Here is a 26661-nt window from a genome sequence, read left to right as displayed (position 1 = left end):
CTCAGCAGGAGGAATATCGGCGTGTCGGTGCTTCAGGCGCAACACCTGTACAAAGTTTTCGGTCGACGGCCGGACGAGGTGGTGAAGCGACTCGAAGAAGGCGCCGACCCTGCCGAACTTCGCGAGAAGTATGACGTGACACCCGCCGTCATCGACGCCTCCTTCGACGTCCGGGAAGGCGAGATCTTCGTCGTCATGGGCCTGTCCGGCTCGGGCAAGTCCACGCTGATCCGGATGCTCAACGGCCTGCACCCGGCCACCTCCGGGAAGGTCCTGATCCACGGCGAGGACATCAGCACCATGAGCGGTGCCCAACTGCGCAAGACCCGCAGTGAGCACATCAGCATGGTCTTCCAGCATTTCGCGCTCTTCCCGCACCGGACCGTGTTGCAGAACGCGGCATACGGCCTGAAGATCAAGGGCCTCAAGGAGTCCGAGCGCAACAAGAAGGCGCGCGAGGCGCTCAGCATGGTCGGTCTGGACGGCTGGGCCGACCACAAGCCGGGCGAGCTGTCCGGCGGCATGCAGCAGCGTGTCGGTCTGGCCCGCGCGCTCGCTGCCGAGACCGACATCATGCTGATGGACGAGGCGTTCAGCGCGCTCGACCCGCTGATCCGTCGCGATATGCAGGACCAGCTGATCGAGCTGCAGCAGAAGCTCGGCAAGACCATCGTCTTCATCACCCACGACCTCAACGAGGCCATGCGGATCGGTGACCGGATCGCGATGATGCGCAACGGCCGCATCGTGCAGATCGGCACCGCCGAGGAAATCCTGACCGACCCCGCGAACGACTATGTCGCGCAGTTCATTGCCGACGTGGACCGCACCCGGGTGCTGACCGCCGGTTCGATCATGGAGCCACCCGTCGCGACGCTCGGTCTGGGCAACGGGCCGAAGGCCGCACACAAGATGATGCGCGAGCACCAGCAGGCCGGTCTGTATGTCGTCAGCCGGGACCGCACCCTGCAGGGCTATGTCATGGAGGAGACGGTCGCCGCGAACCGCGAGCTGCCGACGATCGAGTCGCTCGTCGAACCCATCGAGACCGCCGTCTCCGTCGACGAGCAGGCCGCGCACCTGTTCACCCCGGCCGCGAACGTGCGACTGCCGCTCCCGGTCGTCGATGCCGACAACAAGCTGCGCGGCGTCATACCGCGCGTGACGCTGCTGGCTGCGTTGGGCCAGGTGGACAGTCACGAGACGACCCGGGTGGTCGAAATCGATGACGTACCAGCACCTTCCGCGGGTGAGGAAGTGCACTCGGGCAACAGCGCCACCGACCTGCTGACCAAGACGACCATGGGAGAAGACCGATGAGCACGGTGATGCCACGCATCCACCTCGGGTCGTGGGCGAACGACGTCGTCGACTGGTTGACCGACCACTGGCAACCGTTCTTCGACGGCCTGGCCTCGGTGATCAACCACCCGGTCGACTGGATCACCGACCTGCTGACCAAGGACGTCCCGGTCATCGCGATCATCATCGCGGCCGCGCTCATCGCGTGGCTGACCCGCGGCTGGAAGGCATCCATCCTGTCGGCCGTCGGATTCCTGTTGATCGACGGGCTCGACCAGTTCGAGCCGATGGTGCAGACGCTCAGCCAGGTGTTGGTCGGCAGCATCATCGCCATCGCCATCGCGATTCCGGTGGGCATCTGGGCCGCCCGGTCGAAGCGAACGTCCACCGTCGTGCGGCCGATCCTCGACTTCATGCAGACGCTGCCGCCATACGTCTATGTGCTCCCCGGCCTCTTCCTGATGGGCCTGGGCGCCGCCAACGCGGTGCTGGCGACTGTCGTCTTCGCAATGCCCCCGGGTGTACGACTCACCGAGCTCGGCATCCGGCAGGTCGACGACGAGATGGTCGAGGCCGGACAGGCATTCGGCGCCACCCCGCGCGAGGTGCTGCGCGAGATTCAGATGCCACTCGCACTGCCCAGCATCATGGCCGGCATCAACCAGATCATCATGCTCTCGCTCTCGATGGTCGTGATCGCGGCGGCGGTCGGCGCGCCGGGTCTCGGCGCAGGGATCTTCCAGGGGCTTTCGCAACTGGACGTCGGCCTCGGCGTCGAAGCGGGTGTGTCGGTGGTGATTCTCGCGATGTACCTCGACCGAGTGACCGATGGCCTGACCAAGCCCCAACTCGGGCTGCGCTCGGAGGTCGAGCGAATCCGCAGCCGAGGTCGCGCCGCCGCCACGATGTTCGGCGCCGGTATGACGCACTGAACACAACGCACTGAACACAACGCTGTAGAGACTCAGGAGAGAAGAGGAACGGAACTGATGGAACAGACACGACGAAACGTCCTTGCCGGCCTGACCGCACTGGGTGCCGGGGGGCTGCTCAGCGCCTGTGGCACCGCGGCATCGTCGGGAGGCGGCTCCGGCGACAGCGGCGACTCCGGCAAGAGCGGCGGTTCCGACGTCGGCAAGGACGTCGGTCACAAGATCATCGGCATCGAGCCGGGTGCCGGCCTGACGATCGCCACCAAGAACATGCTCAAGGAGTACGGCCTCTCCGACTGGACGCTGCAGACCTCCACCACCCCCGCCATGCTCGCCGCCCTCAAGAAGGCCGTCGACGCGAAGAAGCCGATCATCGTCACGCTGTGGCGGCCGCACTGGGCATACAGCGCGTTCCCGCTGCGCGACCTGAAGGACCCGAAGGGTGCGATGGGCAGGCCGGACGGCATTCACGCGATCGGCACGAAGAACTTCAAGGCTGACTTCCCCGAGGTCTACGCGATGCTGAAGAACTTCCACATGACCGATGCCACGCTCGCGCCGCTGGAGAACGAAGCGATGCAGAAGCACAAGGGCAAGCCCGCGGACGGCGCAACGGCCTGGATCAAGAGCAACAAGAGCTTCGTCGACAAGCTCTCCCAGGGCGTCACCGCCAAGCCCGGCAAGAAGAACATCACCATCGGATACATCAACTGGGACGAGGACGTCGCGACCACGCACATGTGGCAGCAGATCCTCGAGGCCAAGGGCTACACGGTCAAGATCCAGCAGATCTCCGACGCCGGACCGGTCTACGTCGGCCTGGACAAGGGCGACATCGACCTCTTCCTGGACGGTTGGTTGCCGGCGACGCACAAGACCTATTGGGCGAAGTACGGCAAGGACCTGACGGACATCACCACGTGGTACGACAAGGCACCGCTGACCATCGCAGTGCCGAAGTACATGGACATCACGTCCCTGGATCAGCTGAAGGGCTGAACCCGCCGGAACTCCGTCGAGGGCGCGAAACCGACTGTCCAATAGTCGGTTTCGCGCCCTTCGTCATATCTCTTGAGGTGAGATCCCTGAGGAGCCCGTGAGGAACGAGCGGGCGTCTCGAAGGGCCTGTCGACCCCCTGAAAATGAAAATGCGATTGTCGGTGCATCCGCGTAGCGTTGAGCAACGATGACCACCACCGCCTCTCGTGCCGCCGACGGCACCGTCACCCAGCCGTCGACCACTCCCCCACAGGATCACCGTCGTCAGCTCGGCTGGCGGCGGCTCGCCGGCATACCCACGACACTGACGCTCACGGTGCTCGCCGTGGGCACCGTCGCCCAGACGATGGGCACCGTCGTCGCCGGTCGGCTGGCCGCGCACCCGACCAGCACCCTGGTGACCCTGCTCGCCGCGTGCGTCGTCGGTGGTGCGGTGCTCGACACGATCGGCAGGTTCTTCTGGGCCTCGATCATCGACCGCGCCGAAGGCGCGCTACGTGGCGATCTGCTGGATGCCGCTCTGCACCAACCACTTTCGGCGTTGTCGGAGCAGGCGGTCGGCGAGGTTCTCGACCGCGTCGACGACGACACCCACGAGGTCGGCACGCTGCTCCGCCAGCAGGTATGGCGCCTGCTGCAGACCCTCGTCGCACTGGTCCCGATGTGGCTGATCGCCGGTTTCACCTGGTGGCCGGCCTGGATCGCGTTCCCCGCGATCGCCAGCGTGACGTTCCTGGTGATCAAGCCGAAGCTCGGCGAGTTGGCGCGTCGCAAGGTCCAGGAGGAGATCGCCTGGACCGACCATGCCGCCGCACTCGAGGAGGGCATCGCCGGTGCGGACGACCTGCGCACCAGTCTGGGCCAGCCGTTCGCCGTCGCCCGGCTCGCGCGACTGTCCGCGACCATCCATGAGCGGTTCCGCCGGGTGCTCGACCTCGAATGGCTCTTGACACTGCGCGCCAGTGTCCTGCTGCACGGACTGCTGGCCGCGGTCGGCCTCGTCGGCATCGCACTCGTCTCCGGTGGCGGCATGTCGGTCGCCTCCGTCGTGACCCTGTTCCTCGTCACCACCACGTTCGTCGGCCAGATCGACATGACGGCTCGGCACCTGCCGGACCTGCAGACCGGCATCGGTGCACTGATCCGCCTGCGCCAGATGCTGTCGGTCGAGCCCGAGCCGACCGGCGGTGCGTCCCTCCCCAAGACGCCTCTCGACATACGCCTCGAGAACCTCGAATTCAGTTACGACGAGGGCACTTTCGCGCTGCAAGACCTTTCTCTGCACGTCCCCGCCGGACACACGGTCGCGCTCGTCGGACGCACGGGTTCCGGCAAGTCCACCCTGGCCTCACTACTGTCCCGCGCGGTCGAGCCGCCCCGCGGCATGGTCTTCCTGGGCGATGCCGACGTGACGACGCTCGACCTGACGCAGTTGCGTTCCGCGGTCGGCGTCGTCACCCAGCGCACCGAGCTGCTGGTCGGCACACTCGCCGAGAACATCGCGCTCTTCGCGGACATCCCGCGCGCGACCATCGTCGACGCGGTCGACCGGCTCGGCCTGACCGACTGGGTCGACGGACTGCCCGACGGCCTCGACACGATGCTCGGCGCGAGCGGCACCTCACTGTCCGCGGGCGAGGAGCAGCTGGTCGCGTTCGCCCGGCTGCTGGTCCGCGATGTGCGGGTCGTCGTCCTCGACGAAGCGACGGCCCGGATGGACCCGTTGACCGAGCGTCGCGTCGTATCCGCGGCTGAGCACCTGCTCGCCGGCCGCACCGGCGTGCTGGTCGCACACCGGCTGAGCACGATCGCCCGCGCCGACCAGGTCGCGGTGCTCGATCGCGGCCGCCTCGTGCAGAGCGGCCCCCGCCAGGAGCTCGCGATCGCCGAGGGCCCGTTCCGGTCACTGCTGGAGGCCTCCGCAGCGCACGAGATCGAGGAGCAACAGGCCGAGCACGACGCTGCGGTGCACCAGGTCGGCGGACGCCGCCGCACCGGTCCGCCGCCGGATCTCGACGACCCGGGTCACGGCCCGTCGCTGGCACGCGGTGTCGCCCACGCGCTCCGGATCACCCCGCGGTGGGGCGCGGTGGCCATCGGGCTGTTCCTCGGCTCGGCACTACTCGGATCCCTCGGTGCCGTCACCGGTCTGGTCTGGGGCAACGCCGTCCAGGACCTCAAGGACGGTCACACCCCGACCACGCTGGGCGTCCTGCTCGTCGTGTGCCTCCTCGCCGGACCGCTGATGCTCTCCGAGGCCATCCGCCGCTACCCGCGGTGGTGGATCGAGGTGCTACTGCGCACCCGGATGGCGGTGCTGATCGGGCAGACCCGTGGCCACCGGCTGGCCAAGACACCTCCGGGCGAGGTCATGGGTCGCGCGCTCGACTCCGACCGGTTCGCGATGTATGCCGACCGGTGGGTCGACTTCATCAACGGTCTGCTCATCGCGGTCGTCACCGCCTTCATCGGCGGCACGGTCCTGGCCGGACTCGTGCTGCTCGGCGTGATGGTCGGCGCAGCAGTCGCATCCGCCGGCGGCCGACCGATCGCCGGTCGATCCGCTGCCAAGGCATCCGCGTCCCGCGCCAACTTCGGTCGCGCCCTGGTCTCGGCCTTGGAGTCCGCGCGCACCGTCAAGCTGGCTGCTCGCACCCCCGAGGTGCACCGCCACCTGCAGGAAGTTGATGGCGGCCGGGTCGACGCTGCCATCTCCGAGCACCGGGTCCGCGCGGTTCTCGACGGCGTGCCGATCATCCTGGTGCAGGTCGGTGTGGTGGTCGCGTGGGCGGCCTACTTCAAGAACGTCTGGGGACTGGCCACGGCGATCCTGGTCGCCAACGCGGTCAGTGGTTTCGACTGGTTCGGTCGTGTCGCCGGGTCCGTCGTGACCGAGGCTCCGGGTGCACGCGCGTGGCAGAAGGCCACCAGCCGGTTCGCCGGTGGCGTGGACCTGGTCGACCTGGCACCGGGCATCAACCTGCTCGAGGGCACCGCGCCCGCTCCTGCGAAGGTCGAGCGAAACCCGTTGCGGGAGCTGACCGTTCGAGACTTCTCCGCCATACACGACGACGGGACCATCGGCGTCAGCGGCGTCGATCTGTCGGTGGAGCGTGGCGAGTTCGTCCTGCTGCTCGGCCAGATCGGCTCGGGCAAGTCCAGCCTGCTCAGCTCGCTGGCGGGTTTGCTGTCGCACAGCGGGTCACTGCAGTGGAACCACGAGGAGGTCGCCGACGCGCAGGCGTTCCTGCGGCCGGCGCAGGTCGCCCACGTCGCGCAGGTCCCGCGGGTGCTGTCCGGCACGTTCGCCGACAACGTGCAACTGGGTCACGACCGTCCGTTCGACGAGCCCGTCGCGACCGCCCGCCTCACGCCCGACGTGGAGGCTGCCGGCGGCGCCGACTCGGTCATCGGCCATCGCGGCGTCCGACTGTCCGGCGGTCAGGTGCAGCGGCTCGCCCTGGCTCGCGCTCTCGCCACCGAGAGCGAGCTGCTCCTCGCCGACGACGTGTCCAGTGCACTGGATGCCAGCACCGAGATCGAGCTGTGGGCGGCGCTGCGCGAACGGCACACCACCGTGATCGGCGCGACCTCCAAGCGGGCCGCGCTCGCCCAGGCCGACCGGGTCGTCGTGCTCGTCGACGGTGAGGTCACCGACATCGGGCCATGGACGGAGCTGCGCGACCGCTGGGACCACCTCGCCGGCTGATCCGTGCAGTTTCGGGCGACAAACTGACGACAGTCGTCACTTGCTCGCGGCGGACGCGTGCCGCTCCAGGAAGCGATAGACCTCGGTGTCGTCGACGCCCGGGAACACGCCGGGCGGCATGGCGGCGAGCAGGTGCGAGTGCACCCGCGCCGACGGCCAGGCCTGACCGGACCAGCGCTCGGCGAGTCCTTCCGGCGGCTGGTTGCAACAACTCGGGTCCGGGCAGCGGGACACGGCACGCTCGGTCGTCTCACGCCCACGCATCCACTTGACGTGCTGGTAGGGCACGCCCACGTTGACCGCGAAGAGCCCGTCGCGCGTGCGGTCGATCACCGCCGTGCACCAGTACGTGCCCGACCGGGTGTCGGTGTATGCCTGGTAGGCCTGCGACAGGTCGGGTTGCTCGAACACCCGGCGGGCGGTCCAGGAGCGGCATACGCGCTGCCCCTCGATGGCACCCGACGGGTCGGTCGGGAAACGGACGCCGTCGTTCTCGTACGCCTTGTAGACCACGCCGTCCTGGCTGATCCGCATGAAGTGCACCGGCAGCCCGAGATGACGCGTCGCCAGATTGGTGAAGCGATGTGCCGCAGTCTCGTAGGACACCGCGTAGGCATCCCGCAGGTCCTCGATCGCGATGTCCTTCTCGGCCTTGGCGCGCTGCAGGAAGTCGACGGTCTCCCCCTCCGGCATCAACAGCGCGGCGGCGAAGTAGTTGATCTCGACTCGCTGCGACAGGAACTCGGCGTAGTCGGCCGGGGGCTGGTGCCCGAGGATCAGATGCCCCACTGCGTGCAACGCCAGCGAACGCGAATCATGTTGTCCTGCTTCGGGTTGCGGCAGATAGATGCGGTGGTTGTGCAGGTCGGTCACCGTGCGTGTCGACCCGGGCAGGTCGGACGTGTGCACCAGTTTGTAGCCGAGGTGCGCGGCGATCCGGTCGACCGCGGCGCGGCTGATCGGGCCACCGGGGTGGTGGATCGCAGCGAGCAGCTTGCCCGCTTCCTCCTCGATGTCGCCGAAGTAGTTGTCGGCGGCCCGCATCCGCTCACGCAGCTGCGCGTTGGCGCGGCGCGCGTGCTCGGGGGTCGCCGCACTGTCGGCGCGTGCGGAGGCCATCGCCTCGTGCATCCCGACCAGCGCCTCCAACGCCTCGGTCGGCAGCCGCGGGCTGACCTTCACCCGCGGCAGCCCCAGCGACTCGTATGACGGCAACCGCTGCGCCCGCTCCAGCCGGATCTCGAGCGCGGCCCGGCGACTTGGCGGCGCGGTCGACAACAGGTCGGCCAGCGGCGTGTCCAGCTCGGCGGCCAGCGCCGACACGACCGAGAGCCGCGGCTCCCGCTTGCCGTTCTCGATCAACGACAGCGCGGAGGTCGACATACCGACGGCCTCGGCGACATCACCGAGCGTGCGTCCGGCCTCTTGGCGGACGTGGCGCACGCGGCGGCCGATGGTGAGGGCGTCGGGTGCGTTCTTCGTTTCCTTGACGGTCGTCTTCGCCTCGGGACTGGTCAGTCGGCCGGGGTCGGATTTTTGTGTGGCGGGGGTCACAGAAGACTGGTTTTTGACACTCTTGCCGCGGGACTGGGTCGGTGAAACTCGGGCCATGGGCCGACGCTATCGCAAATTTCGCGTTTTTTTATCTGAAACCTGCTGTTGATCGGGCTGGTGGTTACCGCAGAGTTGGGTTCATCGAACGCACCGCATTTGTGAAAGGACCGCAGGAGCTATGAGCACCGAGCAGCAGCCCAGCACCACCGAGCAGGAGACCGCCCTGCAGAACGACTGGCACAGCAACCCCCGCTGGGCCGGCGTCAAGCGCGACTACACCGCAGGCGACGTCATCAAGCTGCGCGGCTCGGTCCAGGAGGAGTTCACCCTCGCCAAGCGCGGCGCCGAGCAGCTGTGGGACAAGCTGCACACCGAGGACTACGTCAACGCGCTCGGCGCGCTGACCGGAAACCAGGCCGTCCAGCAGGTCAAGGCTGGCCTCAAGGCCATCTACCTGTCCGGGTGGCAGGTCGCCGGTGACGCGAACCTCGCCGGCCAGACCTACCCCGACCAGTCGCTCTACCCGGCCAACTCCGTGCCGGCCGTCGTGCGCCGCATCAACAACGCGTTGCTCCGCGCCGACCAGATCGAGTTCTCCGAGGGCATCAAGACGGTCGACGAGTGGATCGTGCCGATCGTCGCCGATGCGGAGGCCGGCTTCGGTGGTCCGCTCAACGCCTTCGAGCTGATGAAGAACATGATCGCCTCGGGCGCCTCGGGTGTGCACTGGGAGGACCAGCTGGCCTCGGAGAAGAAGTGCGGCCACCTCGGTGGCAAGGTGCTGATCCCGACCCAGCAGCACGTGCGCACCCTGAACGCCGCCCGCCTGGCCGCCGACGTCTCCGGCACCCCGTCGGTCATCATCGCCCGGACCGACGCCGAGGCGGCCACGCTGCTGACAACCGACGTCGACGAGCGCGACCGCGAGTTCCTGACCGGTGAGCGCACCGCGGAGGGCTTCTACAAGGTCCGCAACGGCATCGAGCCCTGCATCTCCCGTGCGAAGGCCTACGCGGAGTACGCGGACCTGATCTGGATGGAGACCGGCACCCCGGACCTCGAGCTGGCCAAGCAGTTCGCCGAGGCCGTCAAGAAGGACTTCCCGGACCAGATGCTGGCCTACAACTGCAGCCCGTCCTTCAACTGGAAGAAGCACCTGGACGACGAGACGATCGCCAAGTTCCAGCGCGAGCTGGGTGCGATGGGCTTCAAGTTCCAGTTCATCACCCTCGCCGGCTTCCACGCCCTCAACTACTCGATGTTCGACCTCGCCCACGGCTACGCCCGCGAGCAGATGAAGGCGTATGTCGAGCTGCAGGAGAAGGAGTTCGCCAGCGAGGAGCGCGGTTACACCGCGACCAAGCACCAGCGCGAGGTCGGCACCGGCTACTTCGACCTGGTCTCCACCGCCCTGAACCCGGACAGCGCCACCACCGCGCTCAAGGGCTCCACCGAGGCAGCACAGTTCTGATCACCCGCTGCTTCACTCGATCGGCCTGAGCGTCGATCACCACCCACTTACCCGGGTCTGCGCAGTCACCTGGCTCCGGCTGCGCAGGCCCGGGTAAACCCAAACTCAGCAAGTTCGAGATCCCCGGATCTCGCCGCGCATCGAACCACCAGCAACACCAAGGCAATTCGCAACCCGGAAAGGACACCTGTCATGTGTGACACGCACGGCACTCCAGTGGTGCACGGCACCAAGCACCCACGCTTCGACCAGATTGTGACCCCGGAAGCTCTTGCCTTCGTAGCCACGCTCGACGGCGCCTTCGCCGGCCGCCGCGCCGAACTCCTCGCAGACCGGCGCGCCCGGTCCAAGGAGATCACCGCGGGCGCCAATCTGGACTTCCTGCCCGAGACGGCGTCGATCCGGGCCGACCCGACCTGGAAGGTCGCGGCGCCCGCTCCCGGACTCTCCGACCGCCGCTGTGAACTCGTGGCACCGGCCACCCGCAAGACCGCTGCACATGCGATGAACTCCGGCGCGTCGACCTGGCTGGCCGACCTCGAGGACGGTGTCGCTCCGTCCTGGCAGAACATCATCGACGGCCAGATCACCCTGTATGACGCCATCCGGGGCGACCTGAGCTACGAGTCGTCCGACGGCGTCACGCTGACCACCGACGGCGACGGTCCGACCATCATCATGCGACCGCGCGGCTGGCACCTCTGCGAGAAGCACATCACGATCGACGGCCGACCGATCTCCGCGTCGCTCTTCGACTTCGGTCTGTACTTCTTCCACAACGCCAAGCAGTTGATCGAGAACGGCGCCGGTCCGTACTTCTACCTGCCGAAGGTCGAGTCACACCTCGAGGCACGGCTGTGGAATGACGTCTTCGTGCTCGCCCAGCGCGAGCTCGGCATACCGCAGGGCACGATCCGTGCGACGGTGCTCATCGAGACGCTGCCGGCGGCATTCGAGATGGACGAGATCCTCTACGAACTGCGTTCGCACTGCAGCGGATTGAACGCGGGTCGCTGGGATTACATCTTCAGTTACGTGCGCACCTTCTCCCACCGCGGTGACGAGTTCGTGCTGCCGGACCGGGACAAGATCACCATGACGACGCCGTTCCTGCGCGCCTTCACCCAGTTGCTGGTCGCGACCTGCCACAAGCGGTGGGCCTACGCCATCGGTGCACCGGCGGCGGTGAACCCGACCGGTCAGGACTCGGAGGCACAGCACCGCGCACTGGCGCAGGTCAGCGCCGAGAAGCAGCGCGAGGCGACCGACGGCTTCGACGGTTCCTGGGTGGCGCACCCGGCGGTCGTCGAGACCTGCCTGGCGGCATACCGGCACGTGCTCGGCGATCGCACCGACCAGCGTTCGCTGCGTCAGGCCGTCACCGTCAACGCGCGTGACCTCGTGTCGCTCGACGGTGTGCAGCAGACGATCAGCCTGAACGGTGTGCGTACCAACGTCTCGGTGGCCCTGCGCTACCTCGCCGCCTGGGTCGGTGGCAAGGGCGCGGTCGCAATCGACAATCTGATGGAAGACGCTGCAACCGTTGAGATCTCGCGTGCTCAGCTGTGGCAGTGGCTGCATCACGAGTCGCAGCTGGCCGAAGGCCCGCACGTGACGCGCGAGCTGCTGGACCGGGTGATCGACGAGGAGATGGCCAAGCTCACGCGCGGCCTCGACAAGGAGTCGGCCGACCGCTTCGAGGCGGCGCGTGAGGTGCTGACGGTGACCGCGCTGAGCGACTATCTGCCCGGCTTCTTCACCAACTACGCCTACGTGCGCTACCTGACCGAGCAGGCGTTGCGAATGACGCCCAACACTCGGGAAGACCTGCGCCAGTCCGAGCAGGTCGCGCCGGCGCAGGACGGTTCGGCCGAGCCGGCTGCCTGATCCCGACCATCGACTGACCCCCACTCCCGCCGTCTGCGGGGTGGGGGTCAGTTGTCGTCGAAGCCGGTGAGCCGCACCTCGTCGCGGTCCAGCATGCGCACGGCACCGCTGATCGCCTGCGAGCCGAAGGTGCCCCGATCCTCCCAAGTACTCAGCGCAACGCGTTGTGCCGCAACGACTTCCAGCCGCAGCCGGCAATACTCCTCGCGCTCGTCACGCGCATCGAGGTCGGCCCGCTCACCCAACACGTCCCGCTCGTTCAGCAGATCGTCGCGGACACGCGCGAGGATCTCCTGCTCCTTCTCGTCGTGCAGCGTCGGAACCAGGCGGTCGATCTCGGCCAGGCCGGCGCCATACAGGTCGTCGACGAGGTCGCGCTGTTCCTGACGCAGTCGCTCGACGGAGTTGTCGGTCACCTTCACCGCCCGTATGACGGCCGGCAGTGTCAGCCCCTGCGCGAGCAACGTGAACGCGGCGACGAGATAGGCGATCAGTACCAATTCGGACCGACGCGCCGTCCCCAAGGGGATCGTGAGCGCCGCAGCGACGGTGATGGCCCCGCGCATCCCGGCCCAGCCCAGGACGACCCCGCTGCGCCAGCCGACTTGTTCGTTCAGCTTGAAATCGAGGTCGGCGGTCATCCGGTGGACCCGCTCGGTGATGCGCTCGCGTCGCCGGTCGGACATCTCGTCGAGGCGTTCGAACCTCGGATGGTCCTGCCATTGGTCGAGTTTCGGCCGCACCTGCGCCGCATTGCGCTGATCCTGCTTCAGCAGGCCGACCAGCGGAACGACGAAGAGCAAGCGCAGCACCGAGACCGCGACGGCTGCCAGGAGCCCGATGAGTACGGCCCGCCATACACTCTGTCCGTCGTTCTGCACTCCGTCCGTCAACGGCTTCAGGTCCAGACCCATCAACAGGAAGATGCCGCTCTCCATCAGGAAGGCGATGGTCCGCCAGTTCATCGATTCGACCCACCGGTCGCGTGCGGCAATCACCCGCGGGCCCTCGCGGCCGACGACCAATCCGGTCACCACGACCGCAAGCACGCCGGAGGCGTGCAACTCCTCGGCGGGCAGGAACGAGATGAACGGCACGACGAACGAGACCGCGGTGCCGAGGACCGGATCGTGCAGCCGGGCGCGAACCCGCACCATCACCAGACCAACGACGACCCCGATGACGATGGCGATCACCACGGACCGCACGAAGTTGCCCGCCACTCCCCAGAGGGAGATCGAGCTGCTGATGGCCGCGACGGCCGAGCGCAACAACACCAGCGACGACGCGTCGTTGACCAGGCCCTCCCCCTCGAGCATCGTCACGACACGCGGCGGCAGACCGAGCTTCTTGCCGATCGAGGTCGCCGCAACCGCATCGGTCGGGCTGATCACCGCACCCAACGCGAAGGCCGCCGGCCACTCGATGCCGGGCAGGACCTCGTGGAACAACGCCCCGGCACCGAGTGTCGTCAACACGACCAGGACGACCGCGAGCCCGCTGATCGCCTTCAGGTTCCGCCGGAAGTCCTGGCTCGGCATGCTGACCGCCGACGAGTAGAGCAAGGGCGGCAGCACACCGGCGAGCACGAGCTCCGGGTCCAATGCGATGTCCGGTGTGCCGGGCAAGTAGCTGAGGACGATGCCCACCACGACCAGCGCCAGCGGTGCGGCGAGGCCCAGTCGCTTCGAAAATGATGTGACGACAACGATGCTCAACACACCGAGAATTGCGATGAGGGTGAAGCTCAGGGCGATCCCCTCGTTCCTCGGGTCGTGTTCTTCGACCGAACCATCGATCGCTCACTGCGCTCGCTCATGGCCCGCGGCTTCAATCTGTACGGCGACTGCGAGGTCCCCGCTTCTGCCGGGACTTCGGCAACACGGCTGGACCGTCGAGCGGCATACCAGCGCCCAGGAAGCCGATCAGGTCGAAGTCCTCCACCACGACGTTCGGGGGCTCCCGTAGCGCCTGGTAGCCGCCGACCAGTGCGCCTGCGAGGGCTCGGACCCGTAGATCGGCGACGTCGAGGTGACAGCGCTCGGCGACGAGGCCGGCGATCAGGTCGACGCTGCGCTGTGTCTCCTGACGCATCGCCCCATGCAGTTGGGGCTCCGTGGTCAGCAGCGCCGAGCGTTCCTGCTCGAAGCTCCACTGCTCCTTGGTCATTGACGACGCCACACCGGTGACCGCAGCACGTAGTGCGTCGAACACGGTCGCATCCTCCGGCTGCGCTCGGAAGAGCTCGATGATCACCGGATCGATGTCGTCCGCGATCACGAGCGCTTCCTTGCTCGGGAAGTAACGGAAGAAGGTGCTCGGCGACACGTCGGCGGCTGCCGCGATCTGCTCGACGGTGGTCTGGGCGTAACCCTGCTCACGGATCAGCCGGAACGCCTCTTCGCGCAGCGTCTGGCGAGTCCGCGCCTTCTTGCGCTCGCGAAGGCCGGGCGTGGACGCATCAACGGGCGGCATGGACCAATTGTGGCCCATCGGCGTTCTCCGTCTGGTTCTGACGCTCGTGAAAGACGTTGCGCGCCAAGAACACACTGCCCAGCGCGACCAGCACGAGCCCGCCGGTGCACCACAGCAGCAGGTCCATGCTGTCGACGAAGGCATGGCGTACGACGTGCAACATCGCGGGATTCCCATCGTGCCGTGCGACAGCCACTCCGGTCGTCACGCTGTCCCGCATCGGATCGTGGTCGTAGCGGCCCAGGCTCTGGTGATAGCGACTTGCCTGCACCGTGCCGAGCACGGCGATGCCGAGGGTGCCGCCAACTTGCCGCAGCGCGGAGAGCAGCGCGGTGCCCGCGCCGGCCCGCTCGGGATCGAGCGTGCCCGCAGCCCAGCCGATGGTCGTGAACATGACGACGCCCATGCCGATTCCGAGAATAGTCATCCACCCGGCGATCAGCGCGTATGGCGTGTCGACGCCCGTGGTCACGGCAAGGCCGGTCGCCGCCAGGATCACCACGAATCCGGTGATCAGCACCCCGCGCACACCGATGCGTCGCAGCAGTGGTTCGTTGAGCCGGGTCGCGAGCATGATGCCGACGACCATCGGCAGCAACCGCAGCCCGCTGCCCAGCGCATCCGTCCCGCGAACTGCCTGGAAGTACTGCGGCAGGCTGAAGAAGACGCCGAACATCACGAAGTTGAGCAGCACCGCGTAGGTCGCTCCCATACTGAATCCCGCGACCTTGAAGAGGCCGACGTCGATCAGCGGGTTCGTCAGGTGCCGCTGCCAGGCGAGGAACGCGGCAAGCACGAGCGCACCGGCAACGGCGAAGGTCCACGACTGCACGTCACCCCATCCACGTTGCCCGAGCTCGATGAATCCGTAGGTGAGAGAGGCCAGTCCGGCGCTGGACAGCAGCACACTCGGGAGGTGGATCGGCCGCGCCGAGGCACTGCGGGACTCGGGCACGAACAACAGCAGAGCGACGATCGCGATCACGACGACAGGGACGTTGATCAGGAACACCGATCCCCACCAGAAGTGGTCGAGCAACCAGCCACCGAGCAGCGGACCCAGCGGCATGCCCAATGCCACACCGGCCATGTTGATGCCGATCGCGCGTCGCTGCTCCGACTTGTCCGGGAACATCACGGTGATCACCGCCAGCGTCAGCGTGAGCAGCGAGGCCGCTCCGATGCCGAGTGCGACCCGGGCCGCGATCAGTTGGCCGGGTGATTGGGCGTAGGCGCACGCGAGTGACGCGGCCCCGAACACCACGAGAGAGCCGATCAGCACCCGCCGCCTGCCGATCCGATCACCGAATGCACCCAGCGGCAGCATGAAGACCGCCAACGAGAGCGTATAACCACTCGTAACCCATTGCAGCGCAGCGATATCCGCATGCAAGTCGCCCGCGAGTGTCGGCAGGGCGACGTTGAGCACCATCGTGTCGAGTCCGACCACCAGGGTGGTCAGTGCGATCGCCGCGACGGCGATCCAGCGGCGGACTTCGGTCATACCGATCGCCTTCCTTTATGGTAGTTACTTCTTTTTGAATGTCTCTATCAGTTTGCAGTCTGTGTCATCGATTGGCAAGCCGGCCGCTTCGAGACACCGCGCTCCGCGCCGGGTCGTGATGTGGGAATCTGGGGTCATGACGCACCGCATGCCGAGTGAGACCGCCCCGCAGGAGCGCATCTGGATGGCGTTCCCGTCCCAGGGCTACACGCTCGGAGACACTCCGGCAGAGGCCGACGAGGCGCGCTCCACCTGGGCTGCAGTCGCCCACGCCGCGTTGGAGTTCGAACCGGTCACCATGGTCGTGGACCCTGCCGACGCCGAGGTCGCACGTCGCTACCTGTCGGCGGATGTCGAGGTGGTGCACACGCCGCTCGACGACGCCTGGATGCGCGACATCGGACCGACCTTCGTCTATGACGGCACCGCCCTCGCGGGCGTGGACTGGACCTTCAACGGCTGGGGTGCGCAGGACTGGGCGACATGGGACAACGACGCAAAGGTTGCGTCATACGTGCTGGAGCAGGCAGGTGTGCGACGTATCGAGTCGTCAATCGTCAATGAGGGCGGCGGTTTTCACGTTGATGGCGAGGGCACCGTGCTGGTGACCGAGACCGTTCAGCTCGATCCTGGCCGGAACCCGGGGGCGACCAAGGCGGACATCGAAGCAGAGCTGGCGCGCACGATCGGCGCTACCCACGCGGTCTGGCTGCCGCGCGGTCTCACTCGCGATTCGCAACGCTTCGGCACCCGCGGGCACGTCGACATCGTCGCCGCCATCCCATCCCCCGGCGTGCTGTTGTTGCACGACCAACGGAACCCCGATCACCCGGATCACGCTGTGATGCAACAGATCGAAAGCACCTTGCAGGAGACGACGGATGCCGCCGGCCGGCCGTGGGACATCCGCAAGGTGCCGGCACCGGCCGTCATACAGGACGACGAGGGGCCGGTCGACTACAGCTACCTCAACCACCTGGTGGTCAATGGCGGAGTGATCGCGTGCTCGTTCGGCGACGCGCACGACGAGGAAGCCGCTGCCGCACTGGCTGATGCCTACCCCGGCCGTCGGGTCGTGACGGTCGACGCGCGACCGCTCTTCGCGCGCGGCGGCGGCATCCACTGCATCACGCAGCAGCAACCCACCGCACAGAACATCGCGCAGATCTAGGTCGCGAAGGCCGCCCGAGCAGTCAGCGCTGCACGGGTGACGGTGCGCGCGTCGACCGGCTTCGAGGTGTCCACGTCGATCCGGCAGCCGAAGTCGAACGCCGCGGAGTGGCGGTCGATCCACTCCCAGTCGAGGTCCTGCTGGACCTCGGCGGTGGCACCGTGCACCGCATGCCGCCGGCCGGCGCGGACTCGTTCCTCGTGCCGGCGGCGGGCGGTCGAGGTGGGCACATCGCACCAGACGTGCGCGACGGTGCGTGGGTCGAATCCGGCCCGCCGCAGCCCGTCGACCACCTGATCGTGGTTCGGCCGCCACCAGACATTCTCGACGACACCGCCGACCGGCGATGCGCCCAGCAGCTGCCACAACAGCTCGGAGGATCCCGCTCCGAGCGGCGAGCCGTGTCCACCGGTCCCCTGCAGCGCGTGCTGCGCCTGAGGTGCTGCGTGCTCGAAGATCGTCTCCTTGATCATGTCCTTCGAGAAGAGCGGCAATCCGAGTTCGGCGGCGAGTCGCGGCGCCAACGTGGACTTTCCGGAACCGGGAATTCCATTGACCAACAGGGCTATTCGCGCAATGCGATCCGGGGCGTATGCCGGGGCGGGCCACTCGTCCCGAGTCACGGCATGCATGATGTGATCGCGCCACGCCGCGCCGTCGGCACCGGGCAACCACAGCATGTCGCGCACGAGCCCTTCGCGCCGAAAGCCGAGCGACCGCAACAGACCCGCGGATGTCGCGTTACCGGGCCGGACGTTCGCCTCGAGCCGATGCAACCCCATGCCCTGCGGCGCACCGGTGAACGCCAGATTGATGATCTGCCGGAGTCCGTCGGCGAAGAGCCCCCGTCCGACATACGGGTCGTAGGCGTCATACCCGAGAACGCCGCTCTGGAACCGGCCGCGAACGACGTTGGTGACGTTGACCTTCCCGACGATGCCATGGCTGCCCTCGGGGTCGGTGGCGTGGATGAGGAAGGTGCGGTGTTCCTCGCTCTGCCGATCCAGGTGCCAGCTGATGTCGTCGGGGTTGACGGGGTTCCAGACTCCGATCCGGGCCGCGGACTGATGCACCGCCGACCGGTATGACGGAACGTCCTCGCGCCGCACCGTGTGCACCCAGACGCGTCGACCGGAGGACCGCAAGGGTGGAAGGCGCCAGCTCACGTGTCCATCCTGCCAGCACCGCCGGAGCGTGGGTCGGGCACGAGTGCGCTCACACCTGCCGGCCGCGCAGGACGATGTGCTGCGGATCCGCCAGCACACCCACGTCTTCTCGTGGATCGGACTGGTAGACAACGAAGTCGGCGCTCTCCCCCTCGTCGAGGCCGGGTCGGCCCAGCCACTCCCGCGCACCCCACGTTGCTGCGCTGATGGCTTCGACATTGGTCATGCCGGCACGGGTCAGCTCGGCCACTTCGGCCGCGGCGAGGCCGTGCGGCAACTGGCCCCCGGCATCCGTGCCGACCCAGATCGGCACACCCGCCTCGTGCGCGGCGGCGATCGTGTCGAACCGGCGCGCGTAGAGGTCCCGCATGTGCGCGCCGTAGGACGGGAACTTGGCTTCTCCCGCTTCGGCGAACTTCGGGAAGTTCTCGATGTTCACCAATGTCGGAACGATCGAAATCTGTTGTCGGGCAAAGAGATCGATCGATTCGGGCAACAGACCCGTGGCGTGCTCGATGCAGTCGGTGCCGGCGTCGGCGAAGTCGAGCAGTGACTCCTCACCGAAACAGTGGGCCGTCACCCGCGCTCCCTCCTCGTGCGCGGCGTCGATGGCAGCCTTGAGTGCCTCTCGTGGCCAGCACGGCGACAGGTCGCCCCGATCACGGTCGATCCAGTCACCGACGAGTTTCACCCAGCCGTCGCCGCGGCGGGCTTCCTGCCGCACGTAGGCGACGAGGTCCGCAGGCTCGATCTCGTGCGCGAAGTTGCGGATGTACCGCTTCGTGCGAGCGATGTGCCGACCGGCGCGGATGATCCGCGGCAGATCCTCCCGATCGTCGATCCAATGGGTGTCGACCGGCGAGCCGGCGTCGCGCAGCAGCAGTGCCCCTGCTTCCCGCTCGCGCAGCGCGTGCTGTTCGGTCGTGTCCTTGTCGACGCCGCCGTGTGCTTCGAGTCCGACGTGGCAGTGCGCGTCGACCAGGCCGGGCAGGACGAAACCCTGCACGGATTGGACGTTTTCGGCACCCTGCGGCGCGGACCAACTGATACGCCCGTCGACCACCCACAGCTCGTCACGGACATCCTCGGCGCCGACCAGGATGCGGCCGGTCACGTGCAGGACGGGTGAGTCGATCGCCATACGTCCGACCCTAGCCGCACCATCCCGCCGAGCGGGCGCACCGGCCGGGCGTGTGCCGGACGACGGTGTCAGCAGGTGGGTATGCCGGGAACCCGGTCGTCGCCGGATCCGCTCAGATAGGTCGCGTTCACCCAGACGTTGTGATTCCCGGACGAGTCATTGGTCTTGAGCCACCAATTGCTGTGCTTCCCGCCGTAGGAGTGACCGACGCTCAACACCTGGCAGCTGAAGTGTCGCTTTCCCCGATGCAGGATCCCGACGTCGTGCCAGGCGACCGGCACGAGGTAGGTCGGCGCGTCTGCGCGCACGGTCCGGACGGTCGGATCCGGCGCCTTCCTGGTCGGTTGCTTCGGCTTCGCCTGGTGGTGCGTCGGCTTCGGCACCGAGCGTGGCGTCGGTTTCGGCGCCGACCGCTTAGTCGCCGGTTTCGGCGTCTTCTTCGGAGTTGCCTTCGGAGTTGGCTTCGGTGCGGGCGTGCGCGGCCGGGACGGGCGGGGCTTCGCCGGTTGCGGGACTGCGGCGCCGACATACCGGAAGACCCCCGTGACGACGGCCGGCTCACTGGACAACCCGGCCACGTTCAGGCCCGCGTCCTGGTTGGCTGCCTGCACGACCAGGCCGGCCCCGAGATAGATGGCGGTGTGGCCCGGGTAGACGATGATGTCTCCGGGTCGAGTCGGAAGGTTCTCACCGGTCCGCACGAAACCGTGCGAGGTGAGTTCGGCGGGCATGACCTGCGTGCCACCGGCTCCGAAATCCGTTCCCGTTGCTTGGAACCAGGCCCAGCGCACCAACCCCGAGCAGTCCAGGCCGACCCGGTTGCGATCGTCGAAGTGTCCGTCCTTCCCGTCATGGACGACGCCCGTCGACGGGCCGGGTACCGCCGCGTGACCGCCTGCCCAGGAGTACGGCGTGCCTTTGGCGACCTCGCGGCAAGCGGCCGTGATGGCCCGGTTCGCGGCGGGGGTCGTCGCGGCATACGCACGGCAGTTGCTCGCGGCGTGTGCCGGTTGCTGGACGAGGCCCACGCCCGCGACCGCTGTCCCCGCCACGAACACTCCCGCGGCGATGATGCTCACCGGATTCTTCACGTCTGTCCCCTGAATTGGTTTGCTGCCCAATGGAATTCACGGACGACCATCGACAGTCGTCGGCATGGCTCGGGAGCCGGGCCACTCAACTGCGAGGTCTCCGTATCGACGCATCCGCACCAACGGTTGGTTCCCTCTGCGAGTCCGAATGCGCGAACGGGACAGGGCCCGGCGGCACCGTGCGCCACCGGGCCCCGCCCCCGCAGGTCGTCAGCAGGTGGGTACGCCGGGGATCGATCCGTCGTTGACACCGCCACTGACCCGTACCGCACTCACCCACACATTGCGGTGCCCCGAGTCGTCATCCGTCTTCAACCACCAGCGGTTGCGGTAGCCGTCGACCGAGACCTCCGAACCCTTGGCCTGGCAGTAGAAGTAGTTACGGCCCGTGTGCAGCACGCCGACGCGCCGGCTCCCCGCCGGCGAGGTGTAGGAACCCGCCGTCGACCACACGTTCTTGTAGACCTTCTTCGTCGGCGACGGCTTCGGTGCCGAACCGGCACACACCGGGACACCCGGGATCTGACCGTCGTTGGAGCCGGTGGCGAAGTAGACCGCGTTGACCCAGACATTCCGGTTGCCCGAGTCGTCGTCGGTCTTCAACCACCAATTGTTGTGGTATCCCTCGGCATTCAGCTCCGCACCCTTCGCCTGGCAGTAGACGTAGTTCCGGCCCTTGTTGAGGTGCCCGGCCCGCGATGCGGTCGATGCCTGCCGGTAGGACGGCGCCTGGGTCCAGACCTGCTCGTAGTACTTCCCGCCGCCCGACGGCGGCGGAGTGGGACCGTGTCCCGCGCCGTCGATCGTCACACCGGAGTAGTAGTGCCGCAGGATGGCGACGAAGTTCTGTCCCTGTCGCGCGAGATCCTGCGACCCGTACTGCGACATCCAATCGCCGTCCACCCAAGCACCGCAGGCGGTCGTCGTGCTGCAGTAGTGCGCCTGCAGCACCGCACCGCCTCGGGTCATCCGCGATGTCCAGGTGGCATCCACCGCAGCGTTCGTCGACGCGGTCGCGCTACCCGGGCGGTAAACCTGGGAGCTGGTGCTGTCGGTGACGTCGTAGCACTGCCCGCCCGCCGAGATCCGGTTCGCGGAGTGATTCGTCCAGTACCACCCGAACGACTTCACCGCCATCGCCCCGGCCTGCAAGGACGCAGGACTCCAACTGGTGATCCACTCGTTGGGCAACACGTTCTTCACGTAGTCCTCGAACGGCACCACGTCGACCCGCCCCGAGCCACGCAGCACTCTGATCGTCGAGGGCAGTGCAGTATCCGAATAGTGCCCACCACAGCCGCTGGACGCAGTCTTGGCCAGCACCGAATTCGGCGACAACCGCACGCTTCCGTCGGCGCCGACCCGGACACTGTGACCGCCGTGGCTGTCCCGTGTGCCGGTGATGTTGCCGTGCACGCCTCCGGCATGCGGTCCGCCGAAGCCCGCGGCGTGCGCCGCCGTCGGCCCGCCGAGACACAGGCCGGCGGCGCCGGCCACGATCGCCGGCAGCGCCAGCGTCTTCTTCCCCTTCATGACATTTCCTCCCTTGTGATCCGGCTCAACAGACCGGTACGCCGGGGATGGTGCCGTCGTTGACGCCACCACTGACGCGAACGGCACTCACCCACACATTGCGGTGGCCCGAGTCGTCATCCGTCTTCAACCACCAGTGGTTGCGGTAGCCGTCGACCGAGACCTCCGAACCCTTGGCCTGGCAGTAGAAGTAGTTACGGCCCGTGTGCAGCACGCCGACGCGCCGGCTCCCCGCCGGCGAGGTGTAGGAACCCGCCGTCGACCACACGTTCTTGTAGACCTTCTTCGTCGGCGACGGCTTCGGCTTCGGTTTCGGCTTCGGGGTGGGCTTCGCGGCGGCACAGTCGGGCACCCCCGGGATCCGACCGTCGTTCGCGCCCGACGAGATGTAGACCGCGTTCACCCAGACGTTCCGGTTCCCCGAGTCGTCGTCCGTCCGCAGCCACCAGTAGTTCTGATAGCCCGCAGCGCGGACCTCCGCACCCTTCGCCTGGCAGTAGACGTAGTTCCGGCCCTTGTTGAGGTGCCCGGCCCGCGACGCGGTGGACGCCTGCCGGTAGGACGGCGCCTGGGTCCAGACGTTCTCGTAGTACTTCCCGCCGCCGTTCGTGGGCGGAGGGGGCGGATCACCGGCGGATCCGGCGATCCGGTTGTACCGGATCGGGGTGAACTGGTGGGCGTATGACGAATTCCACGGTCGCCGGGTCTGCGAGTGGCCGTAGTCGTACTGCTCGATCACGATCGGCTCGGTGTGCGCTTTGTTCGCCCAGCCGACGAAGAGCGCCATGTGGTCGTACTGGCTGTCGTCGCGGACCAGCGCATCGCCGGGTTGCAAGTCCTTCCAGGCTATTTCGTGATCGAAGCCCTTGAACTGGCGCGAGTGCGGGTTGAAATCCCACGTCACGTAGGACTGATCGAGATGCCACGCCATGGACACCGATCCGGAGCAGTCCTGTCGATATTCCTTGCCGTCCGGTCCGGGTGCATACGCGCTCTCGCTGTACGGCGGCTGGGTCTTCAGCCAATAGCCCGCACGCGACACGACCTCGCTGCGGCTGATCGTCCCGTTCACCTTCGACGCCGCCGTCCGTACCGACGTGAGGTGCACGCCGGTACCGCTGAACCCTCCGGCGAAGGCTCCGCTGGCTGGAACCGCGATCGCGCACCCTGCGGCCGTGACCGCTGCGATCCCCAGTGCCACTGTGGTTTTCACGATGTTCCTCCTGTCCGGTCCGGCCTTGTGCCGGGCTGTCAGTAGGACTGTGAATTCAGCCGTTCGGTGCGACCCTTGCAATGAAATGCAATCGGGAACCGCTCACCGGCGCGCCGCGTCCGAGCGCTTCGCGGCGCCGGCCGGGGTCGATTGCGGGGTCCTCAGCCGGGTCACTGCCCGACGAAGCCACACAGCAACAGATTGCCCAGCTGCGTGACGACGTGGACGACGGCCTGACCGCGCCGGGTCGACATGATCAGACCCGCGTCCCGGAGGACGGCGGCATGGCGACTTGCGCTCGGCGTCGACATGAAGCACTCATCGGCAAGCTCGGACGTCGTACGCGGTCGACGACTGGCCTGCAGCACGGCAAGGCGCGATTCACCGATCAACCGGCCGAGGCCGGTCGGGGATTGCGAGGCAGCCGCCTCGAACTGCGAACTCACCGGGGTGTTCCCTCCGTCACGTCAACTGTGGTGCGACGTGACCGGGCACAGGGGCGGTTCCGAGTCCGCCGCAAAGGGCGCCCGCCCCTCCGCCGGTGCGGCATACTGCGCAGCATGCGGGGGCAGCGGGGGAACAACGACGAACTGGCGGACTTCGTGTCGGCACGGACCGCGGAGCTGCATCGCGCGGCATACCTGCTCACTGCCGATCAGGATCGTGCCGAACGGCTCGTCGCAGCCGCCGTCGACCGGCTGCGTCGCGACCGAACTCCCCTGGGCCAGGCGGGAAATGCCGCTCGCCGGTACATGGCGCGACTCGCCGCGGCGGCCACCGAACCGAGCGACCCGGTCGGCAACGAGCCATCGTCGCCGTCCGATGAACTACGCGCAGCTATTGCCGGTATGTCGCCGCGCGAGCGTGCCGTGCTGATGTTGCGCAGCCTCGACCACCTCGACGAGCGCGGCGCGGCAACGGAACTCGGCATCTCCACCAACGCGGTCCGCGAAGCGGCCTCCGCGGCCGGGAAGACGCTCGGGCTACCGATCGACAGCGAGGAGTGCCGCAGCGCACTGGCCGACTTCGCCGAGCGCGCCACCTGGCCGGACACGGCGACCACCATGGCTGCCGCGCAGCGCACCGCGCCTCCGCAGCGACGCGCATCCTGGCGATATATCGCGGCTGCTGCGGTGGTCGTCGTCGGCGCCGCCGCACCGATCGCCTCCCAGGTGCACCACGACCGCTGGTCGCGGTCGCCAGAAGGCATCAACGCCACGCACGGCACGCACTTCCACGCCTACGTCCAAGGTTTCAAACTCGTTGGGGTGCAGCGTGTTCCGGTCGGTGCCACGCGGAAACTCACCACCCCCGACGGCGAAGCGATCGCGCTGGGCTGCGATCATCTCTCGCTGCAGAACCAGTCGGAATGGCCGCACATCAGGGGCACCGATGGATCGGAGCCCTACCCGTGCGCGAAACAGACCGCCGAGCGGTATTTCCTCCTCGAACCCGACACCGGTGCGTCCCTCCTCGTCCCGAAGGCAGCACCGCGCGCCATCGACGTTGCGCGGTACAAACCGGTCCCGTGGAATCGCTATCCGGTCGCGAAGGACCACTTCACGGTCGAGCACGACATAAAGCTTGACCGCAACGCCAGGCTCAACTTCGGCAGCCCACCGGTGCGGTCCGGACGGACGCTCACTATGCACGGAACGAACGGAACCTTCATGGGCAAGGTCACGATTCCACCACCGGCCAAGAACACCCGCTCGTTCCTGAGCGGCCTGCTCTCGCCGACCACCACAGGGCAGTTCAAGGTCGAGATCGATGGCATCCCGGCGACCGACTGCACTCTCGGCGGGTCCTCCAATGCCACAAACGACGGCTGGTGTCGTCTCCATGACCGATACGTCCCCCAGATTCCGCTGCTCTTCGAATCGGATTCCGGCGAGGGTGGGATTGCGGACGAACGACCGGCCCGAGTGAAGGTCCAGGTACGGGACGCGCTCGGACCCTGGACGTTCCAGATCCGCTATGAGCGCTATCGACCGAGCGAATAGCGACAGATCGGGACATCCGACGACATACCCTGTCCGACATGCGGGGGCATCACGAACAGGACGCGGCACTCAGGGCATTCATCGGCGCGCGGACACAGGAGTTGCATCGCGGCGCCTACCAGCTGACCGCGGACCAGGAGTCCGCGGAACGGCTCGTGGTCGCCGTGCTCACCGAGCTGGGACGCGAGCGCTTCGACCTGTCGCGAGCGGGCGCCGCCGCACACCTGCGGATGGTGCGGCTCGCTGCACGGGACGCCATACCGACCGGGACCGGCGGGGATCGACGCGTGCCGGAACGATTCCGAGTCGTCGGCCGGTTGTCGCCACGACAGCGCGCGGCCCTCGTCCTGCAGACCGTCGCCGGGTATGACGACAAGGCGATCGCTCGCACCCTGCAGCTGTCACCGCGTGCGACGAGCGAGACACTGCACTCGATCCCCTACCCCGAGTTGCCCGACCGTCCCGGCGAATTGCGTTCGCTGTTGGAGGATTTCGGCGATCTTGCCCATGTGCCGCACCCAGCCACGACGATCGAGGACGTCCACACGGCGCCGTCCGGCCCGCAGCGGCCGTGGTGGACGTTCGCGGCCGCGTTCCTGGTGCTGGCTCTCAGTGCGACATCCATCGTCGTCGCGCAGGGATGGCACAAGGACTGGCTGAGGACACCCGACGGCCTCAATCATGCGCACGGTACGCACTTCCCGACATACGCCCAGGGCTACAAGTTGGTCGACATCCGCGACATGGTCCCGGGCATCGCACAGAACGTCACCACCGGCCCGGCCGGGGCGGTCGCACTCCCCTGCGGTGTCGTGGAGTCGACGGTGCGGCTGTCCGTGCAGAGCGCGGCGTCGGACGGCGAGGAGGGTGACTCATGCCCCACGTCCGCAACTCACGCGCGACTGACCGAGGTCACCGGTCGAGCCTCCGCGATGGTTCTCGGTGGCAACCGACACGATTACCCGATCGCGGTCTACCGGAGGATCCCACTCAGCGAATATCCGGTCGCCACAAGCAATTTCGACGTTGAGCACGATCTCACGCTCACTGCGGTACGTGCCCAGGCTGCCGGCAACAAGACGCCACCCGGTGCGGGCAAACGCACGGTGTTGACGCTGCACGGCACGGCCGCTCACCCGAACGGCACGTTCACGGGCAGGCTTCGGTTGCCGCACTTCGACGACCCGGTGAATGCGCCGATGCTCCATGCCGTCGGCCTCCTCTCCCCGACCACGACGGGCACGTTCCGGGTGCAGGTCGCGCAGACGCCGCCCCCGACCTCGTGCGACGAACCCGGGGCCGTTGTCCCCCGCCGGAAGATTCCTCCCGCAGAGTGCTCGTTGCTGGACCGACGGGTGCCGCAAGTGACGTATCTGCTGGACATCGCGCCGGACCAGGGCTGGCGCCCGGTGACGATCACCGTCGAGCACGCCCGCGGACCATGGACCCTGCAGTTCGTGGTCGACAGCTACTGGATCGACCCCGGATCGACCGACTGAGCCCGGGAAGT

The 26661-nt window shown here is 67.4% G+C and carries 19 protein-coding genes; 9 read left to right on the top strand and 10 right to left on the bottom strand.

Annotated elements, in window-relative coordinates; all coding sequences use genetic code 11:
• The first annotated feature begins 21 nt into the window (after positions 1-21).
• The 4 genes from ACZ50J_RS08195 to ACZ50J_RS08180 all read left to right on the top strand — a co-directional run bounded on the left by ACZ50J_RS08195 (position 22) and on the right by ACZ50J_RS08180 (position 6942).
• The gene (locus ACZ50J_RS08195) at positions 22-1320 is read left to right on the top strand and encodes a quaternary amine ABC transporter ATP-binding protein (RefSeq protein WP_464300777.1); all 1299 of its coding nucleotides are present in this window, start codon (positions 22-24) and stop codon (positions 1318-1320) included.
• A complete protein-coding gene (locus ACZ50J_RS08190; protein WP_464300776.1) occupies positions 1317-2234 on the top strand; it encodes an ABC transporter permease in 918 nt (305 codons plus the stop codon). The genes ACZ50J_RS08195 and ACZ50J_RS08190 overlap by 4 nt, the downstream gene beginning before the upstream one ends.
• A 57-nt stretch (positions 2235-2291) precedes the next feature.
• Positions 2292-3233: a glycine betaine ABC transporter substrate-binding protein gene (locus ACZ50J_RS08185; RefSeq protein WP_464300775.1), complete on the top strand. Its 942-nt coding sequence runs from the start codon at positions 2292-2294 to the stop codon at positions 3231-3233.
• 187 nt (positions 3234-3420) lie between these two features.
• Positions 3421-6942 carry an ATP-binding cassette domain-containing protein gene (locus ACZ50J_RS08180; protein ID WP_464300774.1) on the top strand — a complete coding sequence of 1174 codons (3522 nt, stop codon included), beginning with the start codon at positions 3421-3423 and terminating at the stop codon, positions 6940-6942.
• A gap of 36 nt (positions 6943-6978) precedes the next feature.
• On the opposite strand, the gene ACZ50J_RS08175 is transcribed toward ACZ50J_RS08180, so the two are convergent.
• Positions 6979-8496 (bottom strand): helix-turn-helix domain-containing protein, encoded by a 1518-nt coding sequence (locus tag ACZ50J_RS08175; protein WP_464300773.1) that lies wholly within the window; start codon positions 8494-8496, stop codon positions 6979-6981.
• Positions 8497-8674: 178 nt separating this feature from the next.
• On the opposite strand from ACZ50J_RS08175, the gene aceA reads away from it, so the two are divergent.
• Both aceA and aceB read left to right on the top strand, forming a co-directional pair.
• Complete coding sequence (aceA, locus tag ACZ50J_RS08170) at positions 8675-9967, top strand: isocitrate lyase (RefSeq protein WP_464300772.1); 1293 nt, start codon at positions 8675-8677, stop codon at positions 9965-9967.
• Between the two features lie 192 nt (positions 9968-10159).
• Positions 10160-11854: a malate synthase A gene (gene aceB, locus ACZ50J_RS08165; RefSeq protein ID WP_464300771.1), complete on the top strand. Its 1695-nt coding sequence runs from the start codon at positions 10160-10162 to the stop codon at positions 11852-11854.
• A 47-nt stretch (positions 11855-11901) separates the two neighbouring features.
• Here the strand turns inward: aceB and ACZ50J_RS08160 are convergent, their stop codons facing one another.
• The 3 genes from ACZ50J_RS08160 to ACZ50J_RS08150 form a co-directional block, all read right to left on the bottom strand.
• On the bottom strand, positions 11902-13572 hold the full coding sequence (locus ACZ50J_RS08160) for a cation:proton antiporter (RefSeq protein WP_464300770.1): 1671 nt from the start codon (positions 13570-13572) through the stop codon (positions 11902-11904).
• A 112-nt stretch (positions 13573-13684) separates the two neighbouring features.
• Positions 13685-14329: a TetR/AcrR family transcriptional regulator gene (locus tag ACZ50J_RS08155; RefSeq protein WP_464300769.1), complete on the bottom strand. Its 645-nt coding sequence runs from the start codon at positions 14327-14329 to the stop codon at positions 13685-13687.
• Positions 14316-15833: an MFS transporter gene (locus tag ACZ50J_RS08150; protein WP_464300768.1), complete on the bottom strand. Its 1518-nt coding sequence runs from the start codon at positions 15831-15833 to the stop codon at positions 14316-14318. The genes ACZ50J_RS08155 and ACZ50J_RS08150 overlap by 14 nt, the downstream gene beginning before the upstream one ends.
• Before the next feature lie 136 nt (positions 15834-15969).
• Here ACZ50J_RS08150 and ACZ50J_RS08145 point away from each other — a divergent pair, with 136 nt between their 5' ends.
• Positions 15970-17004 (top strand): agmatine deiminase family protein, encoded by a 1035-nt coding sequence (locus ACZ50J_RS08145; RefSeq protein WP_464300767.1) that lies wholly within the window; start codon positions 15970-15972, stop codon positions 17002-17004.
• Here the strand turns inward: ACZ50J_RS08145 and ACZ50J_RS08140 are convergent.
• The 6 genes from ACZ50J_RS08140 to ACZ50J_RS08115 form a co-directional block, all read right to left on the bottom strand.
• Positions 17001-18170 carry a GNAT family N-acetyltransferase gene (locus ACZ50J_RS08140; RefSeq protein ID WP_464300766.1) on the bottom strand — a complete coding sequence of 390 codons (1170 nt, stop codon included), beginning with the start codon at positions 18168-18170 and terminating at the stop codon, positions 17001-17003. The two genes, ACZ50J_RS08145 and ACZ50J_RS08140, sit on opposite strands and share 4 nt — an antisense overlap.
• Before the next feature lie 49 nt (positions 18171-18219).
• Positions 18220-19305, bottom strand: coding sequence for an amidohydrolase family protein (locus ACZ50J_RS08135; protein WP_464301330.1), 1086 nt, complete (start codon positions 19303-19305; stop codon positions 18220-18222).
• Between the two features lie 74 nt (positions 19306-19379).
• Positions 19380-20402 carry an NlpC/P60 family protein gene (locus ACZ50J_RS08130; protein ID WP_464300765.1) on the bottom strand — a complete coding sequence of 341 codons (1023 nt, stop codon included), beginning with the start codon at positions 20400-20402 and terminating at the stop codon, positions 19380-19382.
• 210 nt (positions 20403-20612) lie between these two features.
• On the bottom strand, positions 20613-21935 hold the full coding sequence (locus tag ACZ50J_RS08125; protein ID WP_464300764.1) for a SpoIID/LytB domain-containing protein: 1323 nt from the start codon (positions 21933-21935) through the stop codon (positions 20613-20615).
• Positions 21936-21960: 25 nt separating this feature from the next.
• Positions 21961-23148 (bottom strand): hypothetical protein, encoded by a 1188-nt coding sequence (locus ACZ50J_RS08120; RefSeq protein WP_464300763.1) that lies wholly within the window; start codon positions 23146-23148, stop codon positions 21961-21963.
• A 170-nt stretch (positions 23149-23318) separates the two neighbouring features.
• Positions 23319-23594, bottom strand: a complete 276-nt coding sequence (locus ACZ50J_RS08115; RefSeq protein WP_464300762.1) for an ArsR/SmtB family transcription factor — start codon at positions 23592-23594, stop codon at positions 23319-23321.
• A 114-nt stretch (positions 23595-23708) separates the two neighbouring features.
• On the opposite strand from ACZ50J_RS08115, the gene ACZ50J_RS08110 reads away from it, so the two are divergent.
• Positions 23709-25151, top strand: coding sequence for a sigma factor-like helix-turn-helix DNA-binding protein (locus ACZ50J_RS08110; RefSeq protein WP_464300761.1), 1443 nt, complete (start codon positions 23709-23711; stop codon positions 25149-25151).
• Positions 25152-25189: 38 nt separating this feature from the next.
• Complete coding sequence (locus tag ACZ50J_RS08105; RefSeq protein WP_464300760.1) at positions 25190-26650, top strand: RNA polymerase sigma factor; 1461 nt, start codon at positions 25190-25192, stop codon at positions 26648-26650.
• The last annotated feature ends 11 nt before the right edge of the window (positions 26651-26661 follow it).

The organism is Flexivirga sp. G2, assembly GCF_055397625.1.
Note: the sequence above shows the minus strand (reverse complement) of the source record. Positions and strands in the feature narration are given on the sequence as shown.

Excerpts from the sequence above, each read along its gene's own strand:
- ACZ50J_RS08110 (WP_464300761.1), top strand. The coding sequence starts at position 23,709 with ATGCGGGGGCAGCGGGGGAACAACGACGAACTGGCGGACTTCGTGTCG.
- ACZ50J_RS08180 (WP_464300774.1), top strand. The coding sequence starts at position 3,421 with ATGACCACCACCGCCTCTCGTGCCGCCGACGGCACCGTCACCCAGCCG.
- ACZ50J_RS08190 (WP_464300776.1), top strand. The coding sequence starts at position 1,317 with ATGAGCACGGTGATGCCACGCATCCACCTCGGGTCGTGGGCGAACGAC.
- ACZ50J_RS08125 (WP_464300764.1), bottom strand. The coding sequence starts at position 21,935 with ATGAAGGGGAAGAAGACGCTGGCGCTGCCGGCGATCGTGGCCGGCGCC.
- ACZ50J_RS08185 (WP_464300775.1), top strand. The coding sequence starts at position 2,292 with ATGGAACAGACACGACGAAACGTCCTTGCCGGCCTGACCGCACTGGGT.
- ACZ50J_RS08145 (WP_464300767.1), top strand. The coding sequence starts at position 15,970 with ATGACGCACCGCATGCCGAGTGAGACCGCCCCGCAGGAGCGCATCTGG.
- ACZ50J_RS08155 (WP_464300769.1), bottom strand. The coding sequence starts at position 14,329 with ATGCCGCCCGTTGATGCGTCCACGCCCGGCCTTCGCGAGCGCAAGAAG.
- ACZ50J_RS08105 (WP_464300760.1), top strand. The coding sequence starts at position 25,190 with ATGCGGGGGCATCACGAACAGGACGCGGCACTCAGGGCATTCATCGGC.
- aceA (WP_464300772.1), top strand. The coding sequence starts at position 8,675 with ATGAGCACCGAGCAGCAGCCCAGCACCACCGAGCAGGAGACCGCCCTG.
- aceB (WP_464300771.1), top strand. The coding sequence starts at position 10,160 with ATGTGTGACACGCACGGCACTCCAGTGGTGCACGGCACCAAGCACCCA.
- ACZ50J_RS08150 (WP_464300768.1), bottom strand. The coding sequence starts at position 15,833 with ATGACCGAAGTCCGCCGCTGGATCGCCGTCGCGGCGATCGCACTGACC.